The sequence below is a fragment of the Bacillus sp. JJ722 genome, assembly GCF_036963345.1.
Lineage (GTDB): Bacteria > Bacillota > Bacilli > Bacillales > DSM-1321 > Bacillus_AD.
The window spans coordinates 66,487-91,833 of the sequence record NZ_JBALMO010000042.1; the positions used below are offsets into that span (position 1 = coordinate 66,487).

Here is a 25,347-nt window from a genome sequence, read left to right on the forward strand (position 1 = left end):
ACGAGAGCGAGTAAACGGAGCAACCACTCGCACCATACAGCGTCTGCAATCTCGCAGCTATTAATCTCGCGAACATGGTCGATACGCAGGCGAAAGTAGTAGACTTCGAGCGCTTAAAACGAACTGTGCAGATAGGCGTCCGCATGATGGACAACGTAATTGATGCAACGCCTTATTTCCTCGAAGAGAATACACGACAAGCGAAAGGCGAGCGTAGGCTAGGGCTCGGCGTAATGGGGCTGCACGATCTACTAATCTATTGCGAAAAGATTTACGGCTCGGCGGAAGGCAACGAACTAATCGATAAGGTATTCGAAACTATCGCGACAGAAGCGTATCGCCAATCTATCGAACTAGCGAAAGAGAAAGGAAGTTTTCCTTTTCTAAAGGACGGAAATGACGCACACAAATTTATTCATAGTGGATTTATGCTAAATATGCCAACGGATATTCGAAAGGACATCTTGAAACATGGAATTCGTAACTCACACTTACTAACGGTCGCACCTACAGGAAGCACCGGCACATTGGTCGGAGTATCGACGGGCTTAGAGCCGTATTTCGCCTTCAAGTATTACCGAAGCGGACGTCTCGGCAAAATGATCGAAGTTAATGCGTCGATTGTCGATGAGCTTGGCGTGGACATTGATAATTTACCACCTCATTTCGTCAGCTCGATGGAATTAACGCCGGAACAGCACGCGGACGTACAGTGCGTAATACAACGTTGGATTGACAGCTCGATTAGTAAGACGGTTAACGCGCCGAAGGGATTTACAGTCGAGCAGGTTGAAGCGCTATACGAGCGTTTGTATAAGGGTGGAGCAAAGGGCGGTACAGTCTACGTCGACGGCTCACGCGATACACAGGTGCTTACGTTAAGTAACGAAGAGACGAAGGCGGAGTCAGACAAGCTGGTGGTCGGAAGTGAAATCGGAAATACTTGCCCAGTGTGTCGCGCAGGTACGATTATTGATGCGGGTGGATGTAATACTTGCGATAACTGTAACGTGCAATTGAAATGTGGATTATAGGCGAAAAGGAGGCGGGGATATGAACCTAGTATCACTAAACGGAGGCAATAAAGGAATGTCCGACCTTGAGAAAAGCTTGCTAGAATTGCGAGGCAACTTACCGATAATGCTTGAATATATGGCGATAAAAGCGCAAGTGGCTCGCGAATACTACACGCAATTAATCGCGGAAGGCTTTACGGAACAGCAGGCGATTGAGCTCGTAGCAAAGGATGCGAATATATGACGAAGCCACCTATCGGAGTTATGCCGCGAAAGTTCTGGCTAGAAGCGCGAAGGGACGATTTAAGCGAGGCTATTAAACGCTATATTAGGGCGGGCAGGGCGGTGCCTGCCGATTGGATCGGAGAATATAACGATTTAGTCCGAGAATTGGAGGCGAAACAATGAGCGGATTTATGCACGCTATTGCTGAAATTACGGAGCTACTTTATTACGCGAAAAATAAGGAGGAAAAGCGATGAATCTAAAAGTAAAACGACTGCACACGGATGCAGTGCTGCCGCAGTATGCACACGAAGGGGATAGCGGCTTTGACCTAGTCGCCGTCTCCGACGTAGTTGTCGAGCCGGGCGAAACGGTGCGCGTGCCGACGGGCTTGGCGTTCGAGATTCCGCCGGGCTGTGAAATACAAGTCCGCCCACGTTCGGGCATTACGGCGAAAACGAAGCTTCGTGTTCAGCTCGGAACTATCGATAGTAATTTTCGCGGAGAGGTTAGCGTTATTGTTGATAACATCGCAATGCCCTCGCTCTACATTAACGAAACGTATATGACACTCGGATTAGAGTTCGATAATAATCCCTTAAAAATAGACGGAAGAAGAGACGACTCTGTGCGCGACGAGCAAAAATATACGTACCTCATCCGTAAAGGCGACCGCATCGCACAAGCAGTCCTAGCGCCAATTGTTCGCGCAGAAATTACGGAAGTTGACGAGCTAGAGGATAGCGTAAGGGGCGCGAATGGGTTCGGGAGTAGCGGGGTGAGCGAATGAATATTAAAACGGAGATTATCATACAAACCAAGTTTAACGAAGAGGAAACGGTCGAGTTTCGGGGAGCGTCCGAGCAGGTAAGGGCGGATATACTTGCCAGCAACGTAGAACTAATCAAGAGCGAATTAGTCGGATTATTCCCAGCGGAGAGCACATTCGAAGTGAAAATCAAGGAGGGCGAATAAATGGCGGAAACGAGCATGAACGTTAAATTACTAGCACATACGCAGTTATCAGAGAGCTTTTGCGACCATATATACGAACTAGCGCCTGACGTGGACGATTATGTAATGGAGAAAGTACCGGACGGTCAAGCAGTCGCACTAACCGCCATCCGCACGTGCTATTCGCCAAACAAGCCAAGCGAAATCGTCGCGAAAGAAGGCGTCAAGTATTTCGGTACAAGCGCAACTGACGGCGAGGGAGGCACGGAAGCCGACCGTTTGATTCGTCATATCGTCCGCAGTCGCCACCTGTCGACGCTCGAACATCTGAGCTTTACTTTCGCGATAGAAGGCGTTATCCGTGCTTTGCTTGCGCAACTTACGAGGCATCGCGTAGGTTTCTCGTTCAGCGTGCAGAGCCAACGCTATGTACGTTTTGGTTCGGATGATCGTAGCGGAGGATTTGACTATGTAATGCCGGAAAGTGTCGAAGGGAAAGAGATTCCAAACGATAGGCTCAGCGTTTCAAAAACAGTTAGTGCAGAGTATATCTTTGAGGAAGTAATGGAATTTGCGCAAACTACTTACGATAGATTACGTAAAGCAGGCGTCCCGCCCGAAGACGCACGTGCAGTCCTTCCGAACGCTGCGGCTACTAATCTGGTAATGACGGCAAACCTTCGCGCGTTGCTCGATTTCTACGCGAAAAGGAGACGAGGGCGAGGAGCGCAGGCTGAAATCGTTGAGTTGGCGGAAGCACTTCGCAAGGCAGTCGTAGAAGTTGAGCCATGGATTGATAAATTTTTCGAGGAGGCGTGATTATGACGAATGAAAAAATCCATACAATTGACGGAGTTAAATATCGAGAGGTTGAACGTAAGGCGAGGGTTGGCGAGAAAGTAGTTGTTACTGCTGGTGTCGGAGTATTCGTGGAGGGTGATATTCTCTTTTGTATTCACGAGGACAGGTGGAGCGGTAGTACAGGAATTTCTGCGAAAGGATACCTTGTTCCTAACGCTGAACGGGATTGTGGTGAAGGTCTTTATCACCGTGAGTATCGCGTCCTAGAGCCGATAGAAGAACCGACGCCCGACTTACTCGACATTATCGCGAATCTTACTACGAAAGTATTGCAACTAGAAAAAGAAAATAGAGCGTTACGTGTAGATATCCAGAAATTAAATGTTCGGACATATCCACTAGTTTTACTAGGTGACTACTACGAAATAGGAGTACGCCAATGAGCGAACTAATCACCGTCAACAAGACGATAAAACTTACGAAAGCAGCAATCTGCGGAAGGGCTCGCGCAGGCAAGGACGAAGTGGCGAATCAGCTTCGCTTCAAGCACGGCTTTCGCGCGCTAGCCTTCGCGACCAAACTGAAAGACCTGGCACATCGGGCGTTCCCTCACATCGACCCGAGCCAAAAGCCCCGTAAGCTATATCAGGACTTCGGCGAGGCTTTATGCGCCATCGATCCGCAGGTTTGGATTCGCCACGTCGACGATGATATTGCGAGCTACATTCGTTTTATCGCGAACAGCTCCGAAAGCGAGGCGAACATTGTCGTTACTGACCTGCGCAAGCCCGTCGAATACGATTGGCTTCGAGCGCAAGGCTTTACGATTATTCGCGTAAGTGCGCCGGAGGAGCTACGCCTAAAACGCGCTAAGCTGGCGCGGGAGATATTTGAGCCGGTCGACCTGTCGCATGATACGGAAAGTTACGTCGATGGGTTCGAGGTTGATTACGAGCTAGTTAACGATGGCACGCTCGATGAGTTTTACGCGAAAGTTGATACGATTATGGGCGAAATTAAAACGGAGGGGTGACGATTATTGACTAAATTGAGAGTGCTGGAGCTTTTCGCTGGAACTAGGTCGATAGGGGAAGCTTTTGAAGCGCAGGGCCACGAGGTATTTAGCGTAGAATGGGACGAAAAGCACGACAACATCGATTGGTACGCGGATATAGGTGAAATTAGCGCGCAAGATATCCTCGAAAGGTTCGGCAGGCCCGACGTTATTTGGGCAAGCCCGGACTGCACGTCGTATTCTATCGCGGCTATTTCGCACCATCGTACGCGCGAACTCGACGGCAATCTAGCGCCAAAAAGTGATTACGCGAAATTTTGCGACAAAGTTAACGTTAATGTATTGAAATTAATCGAAGAACTCGCGCCAGAGTATTGGTTTATCGAAAATCCTCGCGGCGGCATGCGAAAAATGCGATTCATGCAGGGGCTTCCACGCTACACAGTAACGTATTGTCAGTATGGCGATAATCGCATGAAGCCGACAGACATCTGGACGAACCACCCTACGCCAGATTTCCGTCCGATGTGTAAAAATGGCGCGCCATGTCACGAAGCAGCGCCTCGAGGTTCGAGTACAGGGACGCAAGGACGTAAGAACGCTATGGAGCGCAGTAGGATTCCGGACGAGCTCTGTCGACATATCCGCGACATTTGTGAAACGAGTTATTTATCGGGCGCATCGAACCCAACACGTTGAAACGCATATGCACCTGAAGGATACTCGCTATAATCGCGTCCAACATATTCGAACTTGAGCGGCAACTCTGCGTCAGTAAAGCCGAGCTCGCGCACCATTCGTTTGGCGTGCGTATAATGTTTCTTATCGAATTTGAACGACTGTACATCCGGCACGCGCACGATTTCGGGCTTCGCGACAATGATGCGCTGGTTAGCTTTGTCAAAGCCGACAATCAAGCGGTAGCCGTGCGAATTTAAGCCGATTAGTTTGCGCGACTCTGCCGAAAGGTAAATGCGGCGCTGGCTGTCGATTGTAATAGCTGGGCGGAGGCTGTCCGGTTTCATCCAGGTTATGGAACTAGCGTTTCTACTCACATGTAACACCTACTTATACGGAATTTTATTTATATTATATGCGAAATGAAGGCGAAATGCAACGGGAGGGGCGATTTAAATGGGCGCAGGAGCAACGGTAAAACCCGAAAACGCTCGCTACCTGGCGCTAGACAGCGCGGCGGGTATCAAGCGATTGCTTGGCGATTATCACGCGCTAAGGGAGCGTAGGTATTGCGGCGATATGACAGCGAGCGATTTGTTAATCGATTTAGAAACGGCGATAGAGCGCGCAGACTTGACGGATAGGCAGCGTCAGGCAATAGAGCTCGTATATTTTCGCGATATGAAGCAAGATGACGCGGGTAGGGCGATGGGTGTAGGTAGGCAAAGAGTGGCGCGTCACACGGAAATAGCAATGGTAAAGATTGCCCGAATATATGAGAGTTGGGCGCGCAGGGGCGAAGGTTATGTATTAACTGTTGAGGAGGCGGACGATGGCGAAATTTAACGATTTAATAACGAATTTAACAAAAGAGGTCAATACGGCGGTAAAAGAGCGCAGAGAATACGTGAAAATATATAAACAGACCAAGCCCGTTGCGGAAGTAGAGGAGTTAGCTTCTGCGAAATTTAAAGGCACGCTAGCAGATAGGGGGCGTAGAAATCAGGTTGTTTTCGGACTTATAGCCGACTATATCCTAGCGAATGATCGGATGCCTGACGTGAATCAAATAACGCGACTAAACGATATTTTACTTTGTGAAGAAATTACGGACAATCACCCAGATAAAATGTCTCGCGAAGAATATCCCATTATATCGGAGACGCAATTGGCGAGACGACATGCGGGCGTACACCGCAAAAATGACGGCGGCGGACTTCGTGAGGTTCCTTTCCATTTAGTAGAAAACTTCGGCACTGATGGCATGCCTTACGAATATCCAACGCGAAGAAAGAGAACGCGCCAAGAGGAGACTTGCGTAGACGAGAAAACACAGTCCCGCAATGCACAGCGAAGAAAAAGCTACCGCGATTTTATTAACGGAAAAACGGCAGGCATGTTTACAGTAGACGTCCAAACTGGTAGTAAAATAGTATACGAAAAGCCAGCAGAATGTGCTGATGGTGCGGTAGTGCGCGAGTGGTCGGGAAATAATTTAGTCGAAATTTACGCGAAGTAGGGGCATAAAACACGTTTAGTTATCTATGCACTATGAAGGGAAGTCTAAGCAATTTTTGCTCACCAATATGGTGGGCTTTTTTATATTCTATCAACCTTCTCGCCGCATTTTTTTGGAAAGTTCGACCCTGACAAAGGCGCACGCTGGGAGCGTTAGCCACCATTACCTTGTAGGATAAGAGCGGAAATGTTCTCTAACATACTCAAGTGAACCTAAACGGAACCTTTTATACGCACGTACACGAACAAACTTCATAAGCAACCCTCCTTGTCAGTGAAGGCGGCAAGAATTAATAAAATTATAGCATTTGTGACATAATATTGCAAATTATTCAAAGTTTTTACAAAAGGAGACGATATAAATGGCGGCTGATAAAATTAGCGTGCGAATTGACGTAGATGTATCTGAAGCACTAACGGGCTTAAAGGCGCTACAGCGCGAAGCAAAGAAAGCTTCGAAAGAACTGAGGGAACTCGAACGTTCTTCGCAGGCATTACGGGAGCTTGAAACGATGGGAGTGCGAATAGATGGGCCGAAGCTTGGTGCGGGTGAGTTGGCGCATATAGCGGAATTAAGAGAGGGCGATTTGATCTTACCGCGAAAACAGGCGGAGCAATATGTGCAAGTCAAGCGACCAAATTCACTCGGACCAATTAAAGCCCATACGGAAGGACATTCGGACGTGGGCGAGATATCGCGTAAGTTAGTAGAGAAGATTCGCGAGTGTATGGGCGGTGCTGACGAATGATTAGGACTGAATACGTAGTAATTATCGTAGATACTAGCGAACAAGCTGACGCTATTAACTACGCAATTCCGAGATACAGTGACGACCATATGATAGATTGCAAAACGGAAGCATTTCCCGTCGGCACAGCTTTCTGCGGACTTAGGCATAAACATAAGCGACCTACGATTGTTATTCGCGCACATAAGCCTTTAACTACGGAACGCGAGCTTTATTGGGAACGTGAGTGTTTGCGAAATATCGGCTATCCCGACGAAAGAACGAAATGGATTGGCGGTGAGCGTCCGTGAGTAAAGTTAGGTTTAAGCAGACGAAAAATTGCTGTAAGTTTTGTAATCGCGAAATGGGCAAGAGTCATCGCGCTTGGCTATCGAATCCTTTTTGTGCGGAATGTTTACCGCAAAGGCTTGAAGCTAATGGTGCTATAGACTTGCGCGACAATTGTAGGATTATCGAGCTTGGCAACGGATATGTACAGGTCGAGCCGATTGATTCGACGAAACTATATAAGGCAATCGACAGTAAAAATTTAAATTGACGGAGGTAGACCGAATGAACAACTACTTTTATTGCTACTCACCGAAATTAAAAACGCGTTTGCTCGAAATGGGTGAACGCTTTATTTGCGTTGGGCTTCATGAAACAACGGGGCGTAAGTTCTGGTTATTCGCGAAAAGTGAGACAGTTGATGCGGTGTTAGCCGAGTGGAGAGCGAACAAGCCTGCTTAATTTGACGATTTATTTTAATTTGACGACAGTATAACGGAGGTTGATTGGAATGGGAAAGCACGGACAATTTGCGGATTTAGCGAAAGAAGCAGCGTCTAGAAAGGCGGAAGGGCTAGCGCAAGGAAATTACGCGCCTTTGCCACACGATATGTTTCGTAGGCTCGTACCTATTGCGAGAGAATACGAGAAGGGAAACGCCGATATTGCGCTGATTTATACGTACTTATTATCGAATGTTAATGGGCAGCCGGACAATGATCGCTATATGAGCGCGTTTACCTCAGTGGAAAGAATTGCAGCAGATACGGGCATCGGTCGAAATAGAGTCGCGAAACTATCAAACGTACTGGAGGCGGTCGGATTGCTGAAAACAGCGTATGACTATACGGCGAACAAGCGAGAGAAGTTGTATTTTCCGTTGTATTATTCCGCACTGACTGACGAAGAAATTAGACGTAATTTGGACGCAATATACGTTAATCACCGTAGAGTGATTTAGCTAACGCACTGTAGAGTGATTTACCTAAATCACCGTAGAGTGACGGTAATAAGAACAAACGTAATAATAACGAACTTAATAATAACAAACAAAAGATTGCGCCAATTCATTCGCTTACGCTCATTCATTTGTCGCGAATATATTTATATAAAAGATATAACGCGAAGAAAGAGCAACGCGATAAAGTAATAAAAGAGCATGAGGGCGCGAGAGATTATTCGAAGATGAGAGGAGGAGTCACGAATGGCGAAACGATTAAACGAAAAGCAGTACGCAGCTATCCAGTACTTGGCGCAACCTAAACGCGCAGGCATGACGTATGAGCAGATTGCGGAAGCAGTCGGAGTTAGTGACGTTACATTATGGACTTGGCGTAAAGATGATACGTTTAATGACGAACTTAAGAAGCAGATAATGCGCAATACAATCGATAGGTTGCCGGATGTAATGGCGTCTATACCGGATCATATTATTAATGATGGTAATGCGGCGATGTTTAGGACGTTATTGCAGGCGCATAGCCTATTAACGGATAAGGTCGAAGTAGAAACTAAGCAGAGTGAGTCGACGGATATTGACGCTATGAGGGCGGAGATAGAACGTATAAGAGGAGAGTAAGGGTAAGCGTATTATATTGCTGTATATATAATAGGAAGGTACTCGGACAGGTACGTTAGTATACCTTAGTATAGTATCGCGTTTCACCTGCACGAAGCCTCTGACGGACGCGTGCCCGAAACACTTTAGAAAGCGCCGTATTTATGCAGTATTGTATGCAATCTTCGCGAGATAGGACGTTATATAGAACGTTGATACAGCGCAGTTTAAACGATGCATAAACTAGTGACGTTACATTGAACGTTATAAACGTTGATATAATGCTATTTCGAACGTAACAAAAGATGCTTTTGTAACATTCGTTATACGTTGTAGTGAATATAGTATACGGAGGAGGCTCGACTCCCCAAGCCACCCGACTCGATATGCCGAAACTGGTGCGAAATCAATCCACGCATCAAAATTTCACTTTGACTTTACTATACCGAATTATAATGGAGGTGTAAACGGAATGTATTACGTAGTGGTACCGAAAACTTTATGGCAAGACGAAGATGGTTTCGGCGAATGGGTAGTCGTAAAGGGAGCGGATGGTAATTTACGCTCATTTAAAACGGTCGAGGAAGCTCGCGAATATGGCAAATGGTTAGGTCGAGAGTTTTACGCGGTCAGTATCGAAGGGTAGACGAAAGAAAAAGCCCACCGTCAATTAGTCGGAGGGCTGATCGTTATAAGCAGAGTGATTCGTAAGTATCATCGATTGTCTCTTGGGTCATGCCTATATATCGGAGCGTGTCGCGTTCAGTAGCGTGGTTGAGCATACGCATAACTTGCGCAATGTCGCCCGTTTTCTTGTACGTATGATAGCCGGCAGTCTTACGGAGCGAATGACATCCGATTTCGACCGTAACGCCAGCACGTTCGGCTGCCGCATTTAATATGCGATATGCTTGCACGCGACTGATTGCCTTATCACCTTTTCGCGAAGGGAACAGCGGACCATCTTTCGGAGCAAGTTCACGAATAGCCTTGCGAGCGACGGCGTTAATCTTAATTCGCTTGCCTTTGCCGGTCTTGCCTTCGCGCAAAGTAATGTAGTCGCCCGCAACATCGGCGGCGGTTAAAGTAAGTAAGTCCGTTATGCGCAACGCAGTATTAATGCCAAGCGTAAATAGTAATAAATCACGCCCATGAAGGGCTTTTTTCATGCGTTCAATATCGCGCAGTTTTTTAATCGGTTGTACTTCGTTCATTACGAACACTCTCCTTTGATTAGTGAATGTATTCCGTTTCAAATATGTTACATTCATGATAAACGATTACATAACGAAAGTCAAACGAAATTAAACGAATTTAAGCGTTTTAGCTTTACCCCTTACAAATACACTAGGCGAGAGTTATAACGTCTAAAAGCACGTAATTTTAAAGCGAAAAAGGAGGCGATTACTATCGCATGGGTAAACGGAAAGTGGTTGACTGCGACTGAGCGTGCGGAAGTAATCGCCATTTATCGCGAATATAAGCAGGCAATAGACGATAAATACCTGGACATTGGCGCGATGGATGCTGATTTGATGTCGGACTACTTAACGGCGTGTCGCGAGCTGGCGCGTCTAGAACGCATACATCGCTGCGAAAGCGACTTGCTCGAATTTGCTATCGAATATTTTTCCGAGGGGTGCAACGAAGGAAACGCGGGCAACTGGGAAGGTTTCGATATCACCCGTCGCGAAGATGCAGCACAGTTTCATAAGGAAATTTGCGACATTATGAACGAAGTTTCAACGACTAAGCCTAACGCTAAGACCGCAGTCGCTGCGCCTCGTTCGCACGCGAAATCATCGTATTTAACAAAGGCTTTTCCGTTGCATGAAGTTGTGTACCGCAAACGTAAATATATCATCATTATTTCGGAAACGCCGTCCGTATCGGCGCCTAACTTAGAATGGCTCGGCACACAACTTAAACATAACGAAAAGTTGCGCGAAGATTTCGGGCCATTGCTTTCTGTTAAGCAGCAAGAAAATCCGAAAGACAATAACGCTGAATTTATCGCATGGGAGCCAAGAGAAAACGGAGCAAAGCGACAACTGACGAAAGTAGAAGCGGCTTCGACCGGACAAGCGCTTCGTGGACGTAACTGGAACGGCGCTCGACCGGATTTAGTCGTGTGCGATGATTTAGAGGACGCAAAAACAAACGCTGCAACGGAAGAGCAACGAACTAAGTTGCGCGAATGGTTTCAATCGGTAGTTATGCCGTTAGGTGATCCGAAAGGGGAGCGTACAGCGACCGTATATATGGGAACGACAGTCCATTGGGATTCGCTTTTAATGCACATTCTTTACAAGCGTTCGGATTTTACGACGAAAGTATATCGCGCAATAGTTGAACCTCCAGAGCGCGGCGACCTTTGGGAACAATGTCGCGAGCTATATGTTGATCGCGAGAATCCACAACGTTTGGACGAAGCAAAAACGTTCTATGAGACTAATCGAGAAGAAATGAATAAAGGTGCGGTCGTTCTATGGGCGGAAGTGCAGCCTTTGTGGAAACTGATGACTTGGAAGTGGGACAACAGCTCAAAGGCGTTCAATACCGAGTATCAAAATAATCCAATCGATGAAGAATCGATGATTTTTAATCCAGCGAAGTTTACCTATTGGGATAAGACCGATCCGGATAGAAAGTTTTCTCACAGTGACTATGTTATTGCTATGGGAGTTGATTTCGCGATGGGTAAGACGACACGTGGTGATTATTCTTCGCTAACTGTTACCGCGAAGCATAAGCAGACTGGCGTCTACTACGTAATTGATTCGTTCTTAGAGCGATTACATCCCGACGCTTATATGAAAGTTATTGTAGAAAAAGCGTTGAAGTGGCAACCGGACGTTATCGGCGCAGAGGCGCAGATGGCGCAAGAGTTTTTCGTTGACAAATTGAAAGAATCGCTCTATCACTCCGGCTATCCGGCGCATAATCGCGTTAAGAAGATATACCAACGATCACGTAAAGAGCTTCGTATTGAGGCAATGTTGCCCGATATTGAGTCGAAGAAAATACAATTTAGCACTAAGCACGCGCTATTGCTAGAGCAGTTCGAACGATATGGTAGCGGTTCGCACGATGACGGACCCGATTCTTGCGAAATTGCTATTAGCGTATCGAAGCAAGCGAAACGACAATTACAAAATAAACCTATTTGGATGTAGAAAAGGAGAAATATACTATGAACTTTGGTAAAGCGATTGAATCGTTAAAAGAAGGTAAGAAGATTGCTAGAAATGGGTGGAACGGTAAAGGGATGTTTGTAGTCTATCAAAAAGGATACCCACAAGGAATTCCATGTAACAAGCAAACAGCAGAAGCATGGGGGTTAAACGAAGGTGATTTATTCAAGTGCGAGCCTTATCTACAAATTAAAATGGTGAACGGCTCTCACGCTATGTGGGTTCCGTCAATTAACGACGTCTTGGCTGAAGATTGGGAAATTAACGATTAACTGAACGTAAACAAATAGAGAGGAGGCGTTCGAGTGTTCGGATTAAGCGGACTTACGCGAAAGAAGAATGAAACGGACGGCGCGTCGGTCGTATACGAATATAACTCGTTTCAGCCTGGCGAACAGTTTCCGCCCGCCAAAGACCGTGAACGGCTATCGAAGTACAAGCGAATGAAGAAAACGTTCCAGGGCAAGCAAATCGAAGTATATGAACGCGCGACCGAGCTGTTAAAAGATACACCACACGCGCCACAACTCAAGAAACTGTATATCGCGGTAAACTTGGCGGACATTATCGCGACGAAGCCCGCCGATTTACTAGTCGGAGAGCTTCCGAGCTTTGAGTCGGGCTTGCCAGATGATAGCGACGAACAAAAAGCGCTAAATAGTTACGTTGAGGAAAACGATCTGATTCAGCTAATCCACGAAAGTTGCGTCGGTAATGGCTATCGGGGCGATTCATGGATTAAAGTACGCTACGGCTATCGCGAAGATTATAGCGAGCTGAGAAAGCTCGGATTAAGCGAGCCGACAGACGCGAAAATGGAGCCTATCATCGAACATGTTGCGGCTGATTGCGTGTTTCCAGAGACTTCGCGCGGTAATGTGAAGAAATTCAAGGCGGTCAATATTTGTACGGTCGAATACGTCGTAACGAAAAAGTCCGAAGTGCCGTTCCTAAACGTTGAGCGACATTTGCCTGGCTTTATAATTTACGAACGCTATCGCCTTCATGAGTTTGAGGGTGGCGTAGATAATTCGTACGGCTATCCGTTACAAACATATACAATCGGCGAAAGAGTGGCTACTGGTCGCGAAGATGACCTCGTAGAGACAGGCGTGCCACATTTGCTCGTTCATCACATTCCGTATAAGTCGGTTGATGATAGTTGGGAAGGCATCGGCGGAATTGAGAAGTTAGAATCGTTATTGGCTGCGATTAATGATCGCGTTGTAGCAATTGATTTCATCTTGATGAAACACAGCGACCCGACTGTATACGGCCCAGAGATTGAAGGAAATGGTAACGCAGCTATTCAGTGGGGCGGAAAGTATATACCAGTAACAAAAGAGGACGCGACACCGGGCTACATGACGTGGAATGGGCAACTCGATAGCGCATTTAAGCAACTCGAAATGCATATATCGCTAGTCTTTCAGAAGTCGGAAACGCCACAATGGTTATTCGGAACTGTACTCGGAGCCAATGCCGGCGGAACAGGAACGTCACATACGGACAGTGGCTCGATTAAAGCGCGTTTCATGCCGATTCTGTCGAAGGTGAAACGCATTCGAACGCACTACGACAAGGCTTTACGCGATGCGTTGTATTCGTGCCAATTGCTAGATATTGCGGAGGGTGGTGCGAAGTTTAAGGCGGTATATCCGACGATTAACTGGCAGGACGGCATTCCTAAGAACGCTAAAGAAGAAGCCGAGATAATGAGTGTGCGTACTGGCGGAAAGCCTACGATTGACGTGCAAGGCGCAATTAAACGTCTCGATTCGGTAGACGACGAAAAGGCAGTCGAAGTTATTGCGCGTATAGAAGAAGACGAAAAGTCAGCGAGCGGCTTCGTCGATGGTACGACATTTAACGAAGTAGGCGGTGAGACAAATGACGAAGCAGATACCGACACCGAACTATGATTATGACGTTGCCATTTTGCGCGAGTATTACGAAAAGGCTATGCGCGATATCGAGCGGGAACTATTACGACTGAATACTTCGGACTTTGAGCGCGCGCAAGTCGTAGCTACATTGGCGGAAATTAAGAAGATACTGACGGAGCTTAACGGCAATACGGCGAGCTGGACGGACGTCTATTTGCCGAAAGCAGCAGAGGACGGCGTTGCGTATACGCTTGTTTCGCTAGGTCTTGCGCCAACAATCGAAGAAGCGCGCAACATCGTAAAGTTTAACAAGCTTAATCGCGAGCTTATTAAGGTAATCGTCGCGGACACTCAGGACGACTTGCTTAAGGTTACGCAGAATGTCGATAGGAAAGTACGTATCACAATTCGCCAAGTAACAGCGGAAGTATTGCGCTCAAAGAACGCAAAGGGCGTTAACGGTACAGCTTCACTTACGCGCGAGATATTGAAGCGATTAGATAGCGCGACAAAGACGGGGATTATTGACGCTAGTGGGCGAAGATGGCGACCAGAAGTATACGCGGAAATGGTCGTGCGAACGAAAATGATGGAGGCGCATCGGGAATCAACGATAAATGAAGCGGTTGGTCGCGGTGTGTATTACGGAGTTATATCGAGCCACAGCGCGAAAGATGCTTGCGCGAAATGGGAAGGTAAAATTGTCAAGTTAGTGCCGGACGCACCCGGCGATTATCCGTACATCGGGAATTTATCGCGACGAGAGATTTTCCATCCGAATTGCAAGCACGTAGTATCCCCGGTTAGGAAGCCGGAACGAGCATAAAAGGGGAGGTTTTATTAATGCCGAAAAGGGCGCGAGAAGGGTTTAGCGGAACAACGAGTAAACCGATTAAGTTAACGGGAGTTTACGAAGAGTTGCTCATTATTAACGACGGGACAAGTAACTTAACATTTACTGCAGGTAAGTTTACTTTCATTTTAGGTCCCGGTGAGGTTTTTGACGAAGAAATAGACCCATTTTCAGAAATTGAAGTTACCGCAACGGGTGCATATAGAGGTTACGTAAGGGATGTGTATAAATGAGCGGATATAAGTATGGGAATCAAGTTGGGGGAGGGCAGGTAAAAACTGTAAACGGCTCACTTCCCGATAAGCTCGGAGACGTACAAGTGACTCCGGTACTAGAAAATAATTCTATTATACCTGAAAAAACAACGTTTGCTAAAGAATTACCTGACCCTAACTTCATACCTACTAACTATCTGAGCGGTATTACTTGGTCTGAAAAAGGAAACGTAATGAGTACTAATGGTAGTCCGAATGCTTTAGCCGATTGGACACACTCAACATTTATTCCGGTTGAACCTAATAAAAAATACATTTTATCTTGTAAATACGGTTCTTGGAATTATATATTATTCGATTCTACTAAAAAAATCGGCGCTCAAACGTCATTTGGTTTAGTTTATAATAATACAACAAAAGAAATACAAACACCATCGACCACAGCGTTTATTGTCTTTAATGCAAAGATGACAACGGGAGAAGGGTTTAATCAACCTGAAAAGATGGTTGATCCAAATGAAACAGCAACATATATTACTATCCCTAAATTAAGAGTTAAAGCGGAAGAGAGTTTTTTTAAAAATAAGAAAATCGTAATGTTTGGTGATAGTAATATTGGCAATTTTCAAGGTGATGGAATACCGTCGCTACTCTCAACGATATTAGGGGTAACAGCGTATAACGCTGGCTTTGGCGCTACCCGAATGAGTACACACCCTAATGCTGAATACGATGCGTTTTGTATACATTCGTTAGCTGATAGCATAGAAACAGGTAACTGGGCGTTGCAAGATACAAAAATAGTAGAACACCCTGAACTACCATCTACATTTAAACAGTCTTTAAATACTTTAAAATCAATAAATTGGCAGTATGTTGATTATGTTGCAATATGTCATGGCTCAAACGACTGGACAAATTATAACACTAAAATAGAAAACCCCGATAACTTAAAGGATTTTAATATGTTTAAAGGTGGATTCAGATATTTTTACGATAAACTATTGAAAAAGAATCCAAAGATAAAAGTATTACTTATGACGTCTCCATTTAGAGGTGTTGTAGCACCATTTACTGAGACAAGTGACACTTTACAAATTGATAAACCATTAAACAAAACACTTCCAGAGTATATAGATGCTACACATGAGTTAGGAAGAGAATTTAAGATACCTGTATTAGATTTGTATTATGAAGGTGGAATAAATGCTACAAACTGGACTCAATATCTACCAGATGGTGCTCATTTTTCTTTAGAATCGAGGGAAATTGTAGCTAGGAGAGTTTCAGCGAAAATACAATCTAGTTTTTAGTAGGAAGTTCATTTTATGTAGATGGTATTAACGGTAGTGACAGTAATGAGGGGACTGCTAAGAATCCATTTAAAACTATAGGACATTCGATGAACTTCATTTCCGCGGGTGATACGGTTTATGTGAAAGACGGGGTTTACAACGAAAGAGTTAAACTTTCTAAATCTGGTATGAAAGACAACCCAATCAGACTAAAAAATTATCCTAGCCACACTCCAATTATTGATGGTACAGGAATAACTTGGAATGGAAATAAAAGTTGGGGAGCTTTAATCGATTTAAACCAAAAGAGCCATTGGATTATTGAAGGCTTACACGTGATAAATTCTCATGCTATGGGAATTGGCATAAGCCACTTTGAGTCCGATGAGCCAATTCACAAAAATATTACTATCAAGAATTGCAAAACAGGAGATACAAACGGTTCAGGTGTTCATGTAATGCTTGGAGAAAATATAACAATTGAAAATTGTACTGTTATTAGAGCGTGTAAAGAATTAGGTCATGAGGGTATTTCTATTAACAATGTAAATGGATTTGAAGTAAAAAATTGTAAAGTTATTGATTGTTATAAAGAAAGTATTGATGCTAAAGATGGCTCAAGAAACGGTTCTATTCATGGATGCGAAGTTGTTGGGGGCGTTCGATGTGGAATATATATTGATGCTTTTTCAAGAACTTCTTATAATATTGACGTCTACGAAAATAATGTTACGATTCCGACAGGAGTAGGGTTTTCAACTGGTGCTGAATCAGGGGGAACATTAACAGACATAACCTTTCGCGATAATATAGTCTACGATTCTTTACGTGGCTTTAATATTGCCTCAAATAATGATGAAACGAAAAAAAGTTACAAGATTCAAAAAATAACAATACAAGATAATATTGTATTTAAGGTTATGTATACTGGTATTTTTATCACGGCGACCGTTACCGATGTTATTATTGATAATAACATTTTACACCCATTAGTAAATTCAGCTCCTTATGGAATATACGTTTATGATTTTAAAATAACCGATAGAAATGAACTCACAATAAGAAAAAATATATTCAAAGAGACTGCAGATTCTAATCTAAACCTTCTTTTTGGCAATGATTTTTCGGTAATCAGTGACACAGAATCGTTAATATACGAGACTCTAGGGATATGTATATAGACGATAAATTCTATAGATGGAAGCATTATTACTAAGTACCTATATTTTATGGGTGCTTTTCTCATGCCTTACGAAATGGCGCGATAAACTTTCGGAATCAATGCGCGACGGCGGGTAAACGGAGGAGAACAATATGAATAACGAATTATTACGATTAAACTTACAGTATTTCGCGGAAGAAAGCGAAGAGGTTACGAATGATGAACCGGATCAAACAACGGAAGAAGTATCGCAACCTAAAACGGTAACTATGACGCAAGACGAACTTAACGCGTTAATTGGCAAAGAAAAGGGACGCGTTAAAAGTAAATACGCGGACTATGGCGACATTAAAGCGAAGCTCGCGGAGTATGAAACGGCGGAGCAAGAACGCAAAACAGCGGAAATGACCGAGCTGGAAAAGTTACAAGCGCAACTACAAACGAAAGAAACGGCAGAGCAGGCGTTAATGAAGAAGCTGGAAGAAGCCGAGTCGTTAAACAAGGCGGAGAAAATCCGCAATGAATTTATTAAGGCAGCTACAGGCGAAAACATAGCGTATATTGATGACGCATTTGCCCTCGCTGATTTATCGCAAGTTAAAGTCGAGGAAGGCAAAGTGGTCGGAATGACCGACGCTGTAAAATCGCTTGTTGAAAATAAACCGTTCTTAGTCGCGAAGAAACAGCCGAAGCAAATTGGCGAAAGCACAAACGGAAATGTTGATCGCGCAGACAAAACGGCAGAACAATTACTACGAGAAGCTGCGGAAAAGGCGCGCATTAGTGGGCGCAACGAAGACCGAGCAGCATACGCAAAACTTAAACGAGAACTTAATTTATAGGCTATCGCAAATAAAGCGATGGCTTTTTTAATGCAATAAAACTACTAAAATTACGGAGGTATAACGTATGTCTAAAATTTTATCAGGTGAATTAATCGGTAAACGCGAATCAGTCCAGGATCAATTGCTTTTATTAAATCCGCATCAAACGCCGTTCTTGGCGATGGTTGGCTTTAGTACGCCAGTATCGCAAGTTGAACACGTGCATTTTGAGGATGAAATGTTCGCGGATGAGTCGAAGGTAGCGGGAGCAAAAGCAGTTACAGATACATCAATTGTCGTAGTAAACGCGGAACCATTCCGACCTAACCAAGTCGTAAAAATCGGCGAAGAATTATTGCTTGTTACGGCGGTTAACGTGACAAGCAAAACGCTAACAGTTACGCGAGGATACGCCAATACCACAGCGGCAGCCGTTACAGATGGCGCTAAAATCGAAGTGCAGTTTGTCGAAGGTCAAGAGGGGCGCGACGCTAGGGAAGGGCGTTACAAAAAGCGCGTAAGAAAGGCTAACCTTACGCAAATCTTCGACGATACTGTGGAAATCAGCGGTACGGCGGCGGCAGTTTCGCAATATGGTATTGATGATATGTACGAATATGAAAAGCAGAAGAAGCAGTTAGAGTTAGCGTTGCAACTTGAGAAAGCAATCATCAACGGAATTAAGTACGAAAACGGTACGGTTCGTCAAATGGACGGCGTTCGTAACTTAGTTAAATCGAACGTAACTGACTTAGCTGGAGCCGTACTAAATATGACGAATCTTAACGATTCTTTACAATCTATCTACTCGAAAGGTGGATTCGCGACAGGCGGTAACTATGAAATTATCACTCCATCAAAGCAGAAGCGCGTAATTAATAGTTTCGTAGATAATCAAGTTCGCTACGAACGAAACGACGACAAGAGGGGTACTCTTGTAAACGGAATCGTGACGGACTTTGGCGAGTTCCCTGTTTCTATTAACGAAAACTTAGCGCCGGACGAAATCCTGATCGTAGATAAGAATCGTATCGCGATTAAACCGTTACAAGGTCGTGATTTCGCGCATGAGTATCTTGGCAAGAAAGGTGACTACTTACAAGGTATGTTAGTCGGCGAGTACACGCTTGAGTTCCTACAAGAGTCAGCGCACGCACGTATCAAAGGAGCTAACTAAGCATGGCGGTATATGAATCTAAGTACCCAGAGCTTAAATTTTATGTAGACGGACAGCTACACGCTTTTTATGGCGGTAGCTTTTCGACTACTGACGCGAAAGTAATCGCCGTGCTCGACGGATTAGCTGACGCGATAAAAGTTGAAGAAGAAAAAGCGGAGGAAGCGCCGACTAAGCCGAAAGCGCCAGCCAAGAAAGCGACTGCCTCCGCAAAATAAAACGGAGGTGAGCGCTTATGGCGTTTGATTTAACAGAAGCGACCGAATATATAACGCTCAATACGCTCGATAACGAGGACTTTCTTGACGCGGATGATACGCGCAAAACAGCGATTCTTAACGTAGCAAGCCGAACACTTACGCGAAAATTCAACGGGTACAAAATACCAGACGAAGCCGTTTACCTTTTCGCGGCGGTGCTAGCGAGCGCGTTCAATGATACGAATAAATTACAGCAACAGGGCGTCGCATCATTTAGCGTTAAGGGGATTTCGTTCACCTTTAAGGATTGGGCGAAAAAGGGACTCGACGAACTTGTGCCGGATGAAGTCGTTGACCTAGTCAAAGAAGAAAACGGAATTACCGAGCTTTCGACGGGCAAGTCCGTTAAATGGACGGTGTTGTAAATGGCGGTTTTACCATTAAAACAAACCGTTATAATCACGCGAAAAAACGAGCCTGACGAATGGGGCGAAGGCGGCACAATCGACACATTCACGCTCAAATGTCGCGTTGACGAAGAATCGAAGCTTGTGCAGAACCAATTCGGCGATGAAGTCGTTGCTGGCGCGAGCATACTTTTCGACAAGCTGGCGGATATACGATACGGAGACACAATCGAATACACGAACGAGTTAAATATTACTATCAGTCGTTCACCTATTCGGATTGCAACTGTGCGTAATATCGGCGGCAAGCCGTGGCTGACGGAGGTGTTCATATAATGGCGAAGAGTTTTTCGCTAGATACACGCGGACTTTCAGTTTTATTACAACGTTCTCCACAGGCGGTCGGCAAAGGAGCAAGGCGTGCACTTGACGACATTAAGGACGATTGGGTCAAAGAGGCGCGCGATATTGCTCCGTTAGATACGAGTAATTTACGTAAGCAGATTCAAGGTGAACTCGAAGGGCAGGCGCTCAATACGTCCGTAGTCGTTACAGCTAACGCGAAGCAAGACGGATTTAACTACGGTTATTATATTCACGAGCTTGACGCAGGTGGCAGGAACTTGCGGACGCCTGGCACAGAAAAGCAATTCCTAGACAAATCGGCGGACGAAGAGAAGTGGCAGCGATGGCTTGAGGAAGAGGTTCTTGAAGAACTAGAAGGAGAGGGGTGGTAAGTTGGCGGACATAACGAATGAAATTACGAGTATTCGCGATTTCGTAGCGCCGCATATTACGGGCGTTAAGTTTCATTTGCAAAATATGCCGGAAGCCTACAAAGCGGGCGAGCTTGCGATTGATTTCGCGACAGGTAAAGGCGTTTCGGAGACGGGCGTAAGTTATCGTCTTGACCGCACTTTCCAAATCGTATATTTCGGCACAAGTGGCGCTGATTGCTTGCGAAAAATGGCTCCGTTAGAGCAGCAGTTTAATCACGCGCAAATGATTCATATAAAAGGAACGACTCGGTACTTACGTATCGGGTCTTTTTCTTTGTCGCAATCGTTCAAAACGGAAACGACAGGCGTACACGCAATCATCGGAATGTTAGAAGTGAATTTACGCGAACTTAGACCGCAACCAGATTCCGAAAAGATTGAAAACGTAATTGTGGATGTCATCGACACGGAGACACAAGCGCCGTGTAACAAGAATTTAAAGGAGTGATTATATGAGCAATGGCGGAACGTGGGACGTAACTTCCCTACCGATACGTCCAGGTATTTACATTAATTTTATCGAAGCAGCACTTGCGCAAATCACAGGAGGAGCGCGCGGCATCGTAGGGATTCCAATTTTTAACTATCCCGCAACGGCAACAGCCGGCAAGTTTTACACATTCGAAAACGAAAAGGAAGCTACGGACGTACTCGGCACGGAGCATAACGACGCAGTTTTGCGCGTGCTTTCGGGCGGCGCGAAAGAGGTATTAGCGTACGCTGTTCCGGCTTCACAAGTACCGGAGTCAACCGAAAAGCAATTCATTGATTTGCGCGACGCTTTCGAAGCCCGTCCGTTCAATGTGTTCGTTTTTCCCGGCGAAGTAAGCGCGTCTGAGCAGGACGCAACGCTTGCATGGTGTAAACGTAATCGCGAAGAAGGCAAACACTACATGACGGTATTCGGCGGCACAGAGGCGGAAGATCAAGACCCCGAAGTAGGTAACGCGCGATCAGTTCGACTGGCTGATTTATACGTGGTCAACTTGATTTCGGGCGTCGAGCTATCGGATGGTAGTGAGCTATCTTCGGCTGAATTTGCATCTTATATCGCGGGGCTTATCGCAGGTACACCGATTAATAAGTCGATTACTTACGCGGATATTCCGGTAGTAGATGTGACTAAGCGCTTGAGAAACAGTGAGATTAAGGCGGCATTAACAAGCGGTTCACTTGTGCTTGTACATGACGGGCGCAAAGTTAAAGTCGAGCAAGGTATCGTTACGAAGTCTAACGAACAGAAGCGCGGAAAGATTCGTTTAGTACGCGCAAGGCAGGCGGTAGCGACCGACATTTCGGCGACAGCATGCGATAACTATATTGGAAAAATCGACAACAATCCAGACGGGCAGATGTCCTTGATTAGTTCAATTAAAGCGTATCTTGAACAACTCGAAATTAACAACGTGTTAATGGAGCCGGCGGTTAGGCTTGATCCGCAACGCAAAAGTGAGGGCGACAGCGTTTTTATTGACGTCGCGTACACAGAAGTAGATTCGATGGAACGGATTTTCTTATCAATTAACGTATAAGGACGGTGATTTATAGATGATGGATGCAAGTAAAACGCTACATGGCGCGTTCGGAAAAATGATACATGACGGCGAGTGGATGACTAACGTGACTAAAGCCGAAGCGAACGTCGAAATCGGCAAAGAAGATGTACCAATAGCAGGTTCGCGTTGGTTAGGTTCGAAGTCTACTACTCTAAAAGGAACGGGAACTATGACGGGCTTTAAGATGACGAATAAGCTACTACGTAAGATTGCTAGTATTGCGGACGACACGAAAGGAGCGTTTATAACAGAGCTTATTATGGTTATCGACGATCCGGAAGCACGAGAGCATGGACAGCGAGTGCGCTTGAAGGGTGTGCAGTTTGATACTATTCCGTTGCTTAACTACGAACATGGAGCAATCGTAGAAGAAGAAACGCCATTCACATTTTCGAAATTTGAGTTCTTGGATTAAAAAAAAAATTCACGGCGGGCACTTGCTCGCCTTTATAAACGAAAGGATGACGAATATGAGCGAAACTATTAATGCATTGGACGCGCTACTTGGCGCAAGTACGGACGTTGAAGAGGAAGTATTTATTAAGCGGTTAGGCACGCACTTTCGCGTTAAAGGGCTGAGCGGTGAGGACATCGACGACCTTAAGGAGCAATGTACTTATTATGTCGGCAAAGGAAACCAGCGAAAAAAGCAAACGAACGAAGAGGAATTAGGACGCTTGTTAATCGCTACATCTTGCGTAAATCCCGATTTTTCGGACGCAAAATTACTTAAACACTATGGCGCAGTTGACGCGGCGGATTGCGTACAAAAAGCGTTATTGGCGGGCGAGGTCGCGAAACTATCTCACGCTATTTTGACAGCGAGCGGATTTGACGACGATGAGGACGAAATTGAAGCAGTAAAAAACTAATTAGGGCGGGGGGTGAGGCTTGGTATCTGCACTTGGTATTTCAAAATCACGACATCCCGCCTGACGAGGTTTATGCGAAGCCTTGGCGATTTAGAAAGTTTATGTACGCGTCAGACGAATTGGCGGCTGAAGAACGCAAGAAAGGAGGTAATTAACGGATGGCTATTAATCTAGTTGCGCGCCTAAACTTGCAAGATAATTTTACGTCAAAGCTTCGTAAAGTTACGCGCAGTATGAGTGAAATGGATAAGGCTGCCAATTATACGCGTGATAGTACCGGACGACTAAGAGACTCGATGGGTCGATTTGTAGCGGAAAGTAACAGAGCAGGAAATAGTTTCGCGATGCTAGGGCGAAACGCAGGGGCGGCAAACAGCAATATTCATAATTTACAGTCAGGATTACTCGGTTTGGTCGCGACATATGCAAGCGTACAGGCAGCCGAAAAGCTGTTTAGTTCTACTATAGGCAACGCGGCAAAACGTGAGCAGTCAGCCGTGACAATTGGTGCAATGTTCGATGATAAGAAATTATCGGAACAATATATGAATCTAATGGATAAAATTGCCGCAGATTCTCCGGTACTAGATTCGCAATCTATGTACGGAAACTCTAAGTCATTTATCACGGTTTCAAAAGATATGAAGCAACTAGAAAAAATGTGGAGCTTGGCGGAACGAATGGCAGCTATGGATCCGGCACAAGGAACAGAAGGGGCTGTTTTCGCGTTAAGAGAGTTATTCTCTGGCGATGCCGTTTCTATGGTCGAACGATTTGAAATGCCACGAAGCGTTATGAAAGATATTAAAAACTTGTCACTAGAGGAGCAGTTAGAATCATTAGATAAGTATTTTAATAAAGTCGGAATGACCGAGAATTTAATCACAAAAATGGGCGATACGGCAATCGGGAAGTGGCAGCAAGTCAAAGAGCAGACCTCACTGCTGTTCGCGAAAATGGGCGAACCGATGCTAGCACCAATTTCGAAAGGTCTTGAGTGGTTAATCACAAAATTTGACGAAGGAGCCTTTAACGGAATAACAAACGCATTTACAGTAATTAAAGATGCGATAGCCTCGTTAAAACCTTTGCTTCCGGTAATTGCTGTATTTGGAACAGTTGTATTAACAATAGTAACTGCCTCCGCAGCATTTAGCGCGCTAGGTGCGGCAGTAGGATTCTTACTTTCGCCACTCGGTTTAGTAGCAATGGGCATAACAGCACTTGTACTCGGCTTTAAAGAGGCGTACCAGGAGAGCGAAACGTTCCGAGCCGCAGTCGATAAGATAGTCGGTGCGGTCAAAGGTATTTTCGCGTTAGTTAGCGGAGATACAACGGGCGGCGCCAACATACTTTCGCGATTAGGATTTTCTGCGGATCAAATCTATCAAATCGTAACTTTCGTAGATACGGTTAAGCAGAAATTCGAAGAATTTAAAGTCGCTCTGTTAACAAAGTTTGCCGAAATGAAGCCCGGTATTGATATGTTCCTTAACGCTTTTACCCTCGCGAAAGATATTCTTATTAATGTTTTTTCTACGCTTTGGTCAATAGCTCAGCCGATACTAAGCGGGATTGGTACTGCTTTTAGTATTTTAGGTGACATCGCCATAATGGTTTTTAATAACATCATCATGCCCGCAGTTAATTTCATGATGCAAGCTTTCCAGACGGCGTGGAGCATCATCGGACCAATCTTACAACTACTAGGTCAAGCATTCGGTATTACTTTCGCCATTCTGAAACAAGTGTGGGACACAATTTTAAAGCCTTTCGCGATATTCCTAACAGGCTTATTTAAGGGAGCTTTCGAAGCCTTAAAGCCGGTGCTTGATTTGATAGGTAGTGCGTTTGAGTGGCTAGGAGATAAGATTTCGACGGTAGCTGACTGGTTCGGTAGCCTAAAAGATATGATTTCGAAATTTAAGCCGCCTGAATGGATAACTAAAATCGGATCGGGCGTTATTAAGATGGTTGCCGATACGGGCAAGCCGAGCAAATCAGGCAAGCACGCATTCCACGGTGAGCGTCTAGTACCTTACGACGGTAAACCATATACGCTACACAAAGGCGAACGTGTCCTAACAGCGAAGGAGAATCGCGATTACACTCGTGGAGGTAATGGTTCAGTCAGCGTAAGTTTCGC

Annotated in this window: 36 protein-coding genes and 1 pseudogene; 35 read left to right on the top strand and 2 right to left on the bottom strand. The window is 45.2% G+C overall.

The window, feature by feature from the left end; genetic code table 11:
- Positions 1-17: 17 nt before the first annotated feature.
- From V7014_RS07250 to V7014_RS07285, 8 genes and pseudogenes are all read left to right on the top strand, one after another.
- Positions 18-1,034: pseudogene (locus V7014_RS07250) on the top strand (vitamin B12-dependent ribonucleotide reductase); the annotation flags it as partial.
- Between the two features lie 19 nt (positions 1,035-1,053).
- Positions 1,054-1,260, top strand: a complete 207-nt coding sequence (locus tag V7014_RS07255) for a hypothetical protein (RefSeq protein WP_335505668.1) — start codon at positions 1,054-1,056, stop codon at positions 1,258-1,260.
- 234 nt (positions 1,261-1,494) lie between these two features.
- Positions 1,495-2,031: a dUTP diphosphatase gene (locus tag V7014_RS07260; protein WP_335505670.1), complete on the top strand. Its 537-nt coding sequence runs from the start codon at positions 1,495-1,497 to the stop codon at positions 2,029-2,031.
- Positions 2,028-2,216, top strand: coding sequence for a hypothetical protein (locus tag V7014_RS07265; protein ID WP_335505671.1), 189 nt, complete (start codon positions 2,028-2,030; stop codon positions 2,214-2,216). The genes V7014_RS07260 and V7014_RS07265 overlap by 4 nt, the downstream gene beginning before the upstream one ends.
- Entirely contained in the window at positions 2,217-3,014 is a 798-nt protein-coding gene (thyX, locus tag V7014_RS07270) for an FAD-dependent thymidylate synthase (protein WP_335505673.1), read from the top strand.
- 2 nt (positions 3,015-3,016) lie between these two features.
- Positions 3,017-3,439 carry a hypothetical protein gene (locus V7014_RS07275; protein WP_335505675.1) on the top strand — a complete coding sequence of 141 codons (423 nt, stop codon included), beginning with the start codon at positions 3,017-3,019 and terminating at the stop codon, positions 3,437-3,439.
- A complete protein-coding gene (locus V7014_RS07280) occupies positions 3,436-4,029 on the top strand; it encodes a hypothetical protein (protein ID WP_335505677.1) in 594 nt (197 codons plus the stop codon). Before V7014_RS07275 ends, V7014_RS07280 begins: the two co-directional genes overlap by 4 nt.
- A 6-nt stretch (positions 4,030-4,035) precedes the next feature.
- Entirely contained in the window at positions 4,036-4,710 is a 675-nt protein-coding gene (locus V7014_RS07285) for a DNA cytosine methyltransferase (RefSeq protein ID WP_335505678.1), read from the top strand.
- Here V7014_RS07285 and V7014_RS07290 read toward each other — a convergent pair.
- The gene (locus V7014_RS07290; RefSeq protein ID WP_335505680.1) at positions 4,677-5,036 is read right to left on the bottom strand and encodes a hypothetical protein; all 360 of its coding nucleotides are present in this window, start codon (positions 5,034-5,036) and stop codon (positions 4,677-4,679) included. The two genes, V7014_RS07285 and V7014_RS07290, sit on opposite strands and share 34 nt — an antisense overlap.
- A gap of 109 nt (positions 5,037-5,145) precedes the next feature.
- Between V7014_RS07290 and V7014_RS07295 the strand changes: the two genes are divergently transcribed.
- From V7014_RS07295 to V7014_RS07335, 9 genes are all read left to right on the top strand, one after another.
- Complete coding sequence (locus V7014_RS07295) at positions 5,146-5,535, top strand: sigma factor-like helix-turn-helix DNA-binding protein (RefSeq protein WP_335505682.1); 390 nt, start codon at positions 5,146-5,148, stop codon at positions 5,533-5,535.
- Positions 5,507-6,208, top strand: a complete 702-nt coding sequence (locus V7014_RS07300) for a hypothetical protein (RefSeq protein ID WP_335505683.1) — start codon at positions 5,507-5,509, stop codon at positions 6,206-6,208. The genes V7014_RS07295 and V7014_RS07300 overlap by 29 nt, the downstream gene beginning before the upstream one ends.
- A 361-nt stretch (positions 6,209-6,569) precedes the next feature.
- Positions 6,570-6,956: a hypothetical protein gene (locus tag V7014_RS07305; protein ID WP_335505685.1), complete on the top strand. Its 387-nt coding sequence runs from the start codon at positions 6,570-6,572 to the stop codon at positions 6,954-6,956.
- Positions 6,953-7,246 carry a hypothetical protein gene (locus tag V7014_RS07310; protein WP_335505686.1) on the top strand — a complete coding sequence of 98 codons (294 nt, stop codon included), beginning with the start codon at positions 6,953-6,955 and terminating at the stop codon, positions 7,244-7,246. Before V7014_RS07305 ends, V7014_RS07310 begins: the two co-directional genes overlap by 4 nt.
- A 262-nt stretch (positions 7,247-7,508) precedes the next feature.
- Positions 7,509-7,685, top strand: a complete 177-nt coding sequence (locus tag V7014_RS07315; RefSeq protein ID WP_335505688.1) for a hypothetical protein — start codon at positions 7,509-7,511, stop codon at positions 7,683-7,685.
- A 148-nt stretch (positions 7,686-7,833) separates the two neighbouring features.
- Positions 7,834-8,184, top strand: a complete 351-nt coding sequence (locus V7014_RS07320; protein WP_335505689.1) for a hypothetical protein — start codon at positions 7,834-7,836, stop codon at positions 8,182-8,184.
- Positions 8,185-8,312: 128 nt separating this feature from the next.
- The gene (locus V7014_RS07325) at positions 8,313-8,486 is read left to right on the top strand and encodes a hypothetical protein (RefSeq protein ID WP_335505691.1); all 174 of its coding nucleotides are present in this window, start codon (positions 8,313-8,315) and stop codon (positions 8,484-8,486) included.
- Entirely contained in the window at positions 8,473-8,802 is a 330-nt protein-coding gene (locus tag V7014_RS07330) for a phBC6A51 family helix-turn-helix protein (protein ID WP_335505693.1), read from the top strand. The genes V7014_RS07325 and V7014_RS07330 overlap by 14 nt, the downstream gene beginning before the upstream one ends.
- Before the next feature lie 451 nt (positions 8,803-9,253).
- On the top strand, positions 9,254-9,427 hold the full coding sequence (locus V7014_RS07335; protein WP_335505695.1) for a hypothetical protein: 174 nt from the start codon (positions 9,254-9,256) through the stop codon (positions 9,425-9,427).
- A gap of 43 nt (positions 9,428-9,470) precedes the next feature.
- Here the strand turns inward: V7014_RS07335 and V7014_RS07340 are convergent, their stop codons facing one another.
- On the bottom strand, positions 9,471-9,995 hold the full coding sequence (locus tag V7014_RS07340; RefSeq protein ID WP_335505697.1) for a tyrosine-type recombinase/integrase: 525 nt from the start codon (positions 9,993-9,995) through the stop codon (positions 9,471-9,473).
- Between the two features lie 219 nt (positions 9,996-10,214).
- Between V7014_RS07340 and terL the strand changes: the two genes are divergently transcribed.
- The 18 genes from terL to V7014_RS07430 form a co-directional block, all read left to right on the top strand.
- Complete coding sequence (gene terL, locus V7014_RS07345) at positions 10,215-11,957, top strand: phage terminase large subunit (protein WP_335505699.1); 1,743 nt, start codon at positions 10,215-10,217, stop codon at positions 11,955-11,957.
- A gap of 17 nt (positions 11,958-11,974) precedes the next feature.
- Positions 11,975-12,247 (top strand): DUF2829 domain-containing protein, encoded by a 273-nt coding sequence (locus V7014_RS07350; protein WP_335505701.1) that lies wholly within the window; start codon positions 11,975-11,977, stop codon positions 12,245-12,247.
- A gap of 171 nt (positions 12,248-12,418) precedes the next feature.
- Positions 12,419-13,897, top strand: a complete 1,479-nt coding sequence (locus V7014_RS07355) for a portal protein (RefSeq protein ID WP_438824889.1) — start codon at positions 12,419-12,421, stop codon at positions 13,895-13,897.
- Positions 13,866-14,687, top strand: coding sequence for a phage minor capsid protein (locus tag V7014_RS07360; protein WP_335505705.1), 822 nt, complete (start codon positions 13,866-13,868; stop codon positions 14,685-14,687). Before V7014_RS07355 ends, V7014_RS07360 begins: the two co-directional genes overlap by 32 nt.
- Positions 14,688-14,704: 17 nt before the next feature.
- Entirely contained in the window at positions 14,705-14,947 is a 243-nt protein-coding gene (locus V7014_RS07365) for a hypothetical protein (RefSeq protein WP_335505706.1), read from the top strand.
- Positions 14,944-16,242, top strand: coding sequence for an SGNH/GDSL hydrolase family protein (locus V7014_RS07370; protein WP_335505708.1), 1,299 nt, complete (start codon positions 14,944-14,946; stop codon positions 16,240-16,242). Before V7014_RS07365 ends, V7014_RS07370 begins: the two co-directional genes overlap by 4 nt.
- Positions 16,243-16,268: 26 nt before the next feature.
- Positions 16,269-17,405 (top strand): right-handed parallel beta-helix repeat-containing protein, encoded by a 1,137-nt coding sequence (locus tag V7014_RS07375; RefSeq protein WP_335505736.1) that lies wholly within the window; start codon positions 16,269-16,271, stop codon positions 17,403-17,405.
- Between the two features lie 133 nt (positions 17,406-17,538).
- The gene (locus V7014_RS07380; RefSeq protein ID WP_335505709.1) at positions 17,539-18,228 is read left to right on the top strand and encodes a phage scaffolding protein; all 690 of its coding nucleotides are present in this window, start codon (positions 17,539-17,541) and stop codon (positions 18,226-18,228) included.
- Between the two features lie 67 nt (positions 18,229-18,295).
- Entirely contained in the window at positions 18,296-19,387 is a 1,092-nt protein-coding gene (locus V7014_RS07385; protein ID WP_335505711.1) for an SU10 major capsid protein, read from the top strand.
- Between the two features lie 2 nt (positions 19,388-19,389).
- Positions 19,390-19,605: a hypothetical protein gene (locus V7014_RS07390; RefSeq protein WP_335505713.1), complete on the top strand. Its 216-nt coding sequence runs from the start codon at positions 19,390-19,392 to the stop codon at positions 19,603-19,605.
- 17 nt (positions 19,606-19,622) lie between these two features.
- Positions 19,623-20,012, top strand: coding sequence for a hypothetical protein (locus V7014_RS07395; RefSeq protein ID WP_335505714.1), 390 nt, complete (start codon positions 19,623-19,625; stop codon positions 20,010-20,012).
- A complete protein-coding gene (locus V7014_RS07400) occupies positions 20,013-20,330 on the top strand; it encodes a hypothetical protein (RefSeq protein WP_335505716.1) in 318 nt (105 codons plus the stop codon).
- Positions 20,330-20,731 carry a hypothetical protein gene (locus V7014_RS07405; RefSeq protein WP_335505718.1) on the top strand — a complete coding sequence of 134 codons (402 nt, stop codon included), beginning with the start codon at positions 20,330-20,332 and terminating at the stop codon, positions 20,729-20,731. The genes V7014_RS07400 and V7014_RS07405 overlap by 1 nt, the downstream gene beginning before the upstream one ends.
- Before the next feature lies 1 nt (position 20,732).
- A complete protein-coding gene (locus V7014_RS07410) occupies positions 20,733-21,221 on the top strand; it encodes a hypothetical protein (protein ID WP_335505720.1) in 489 nt (162 codons plus the stop codon).
- A 4-nt stretch (positions 21,222-21,225) separates the two neighbouring features.
- Entirely contained in the window at positions 21,226-22,305 is a 1,080-nt protein-coding gene (locus tag V7014_RS07415) for a phage tail sheath subtilisin-like domain-containing protein (RefSeq protein WP_335505721.1), read from the top strand.
- Between the two features lie 16 nt (positions 22,306-22,321).
- The gene (locus tag V7014_RS07420) at positions 22,322-22,744 is read left to right on the top strand and encodes a phage tail tube protein (protein ID WP_335505723.1); all 423 of its coding nucleotides are present in this window, start codon (positions 22,322-22,324) and stop codon (positions 22,742-22,744) included.
- Positions 22,745-22,799: 55 nt separating this feature from the next.
- Positions 22,800-23,201: a phage tail assembly chaperone gene (locus tag V7014_RS07425; RefSeq protein WP_335505725.1), complete on the top strand. Its 402-nt coding sequence runs from the start codon at positions 22,800-22,802 to the stop codon at positions 23,199-23,201.
- 344 nt (positions 23,202-23,545) lie between these two features.
- A partial coding sequence (locus V7014_RS07430; protein ID WP_335505727.1) for a phage tail protein occupies positions 23,546-25,347 on the top strand: 1,802 nt, incomplete at its 3' end.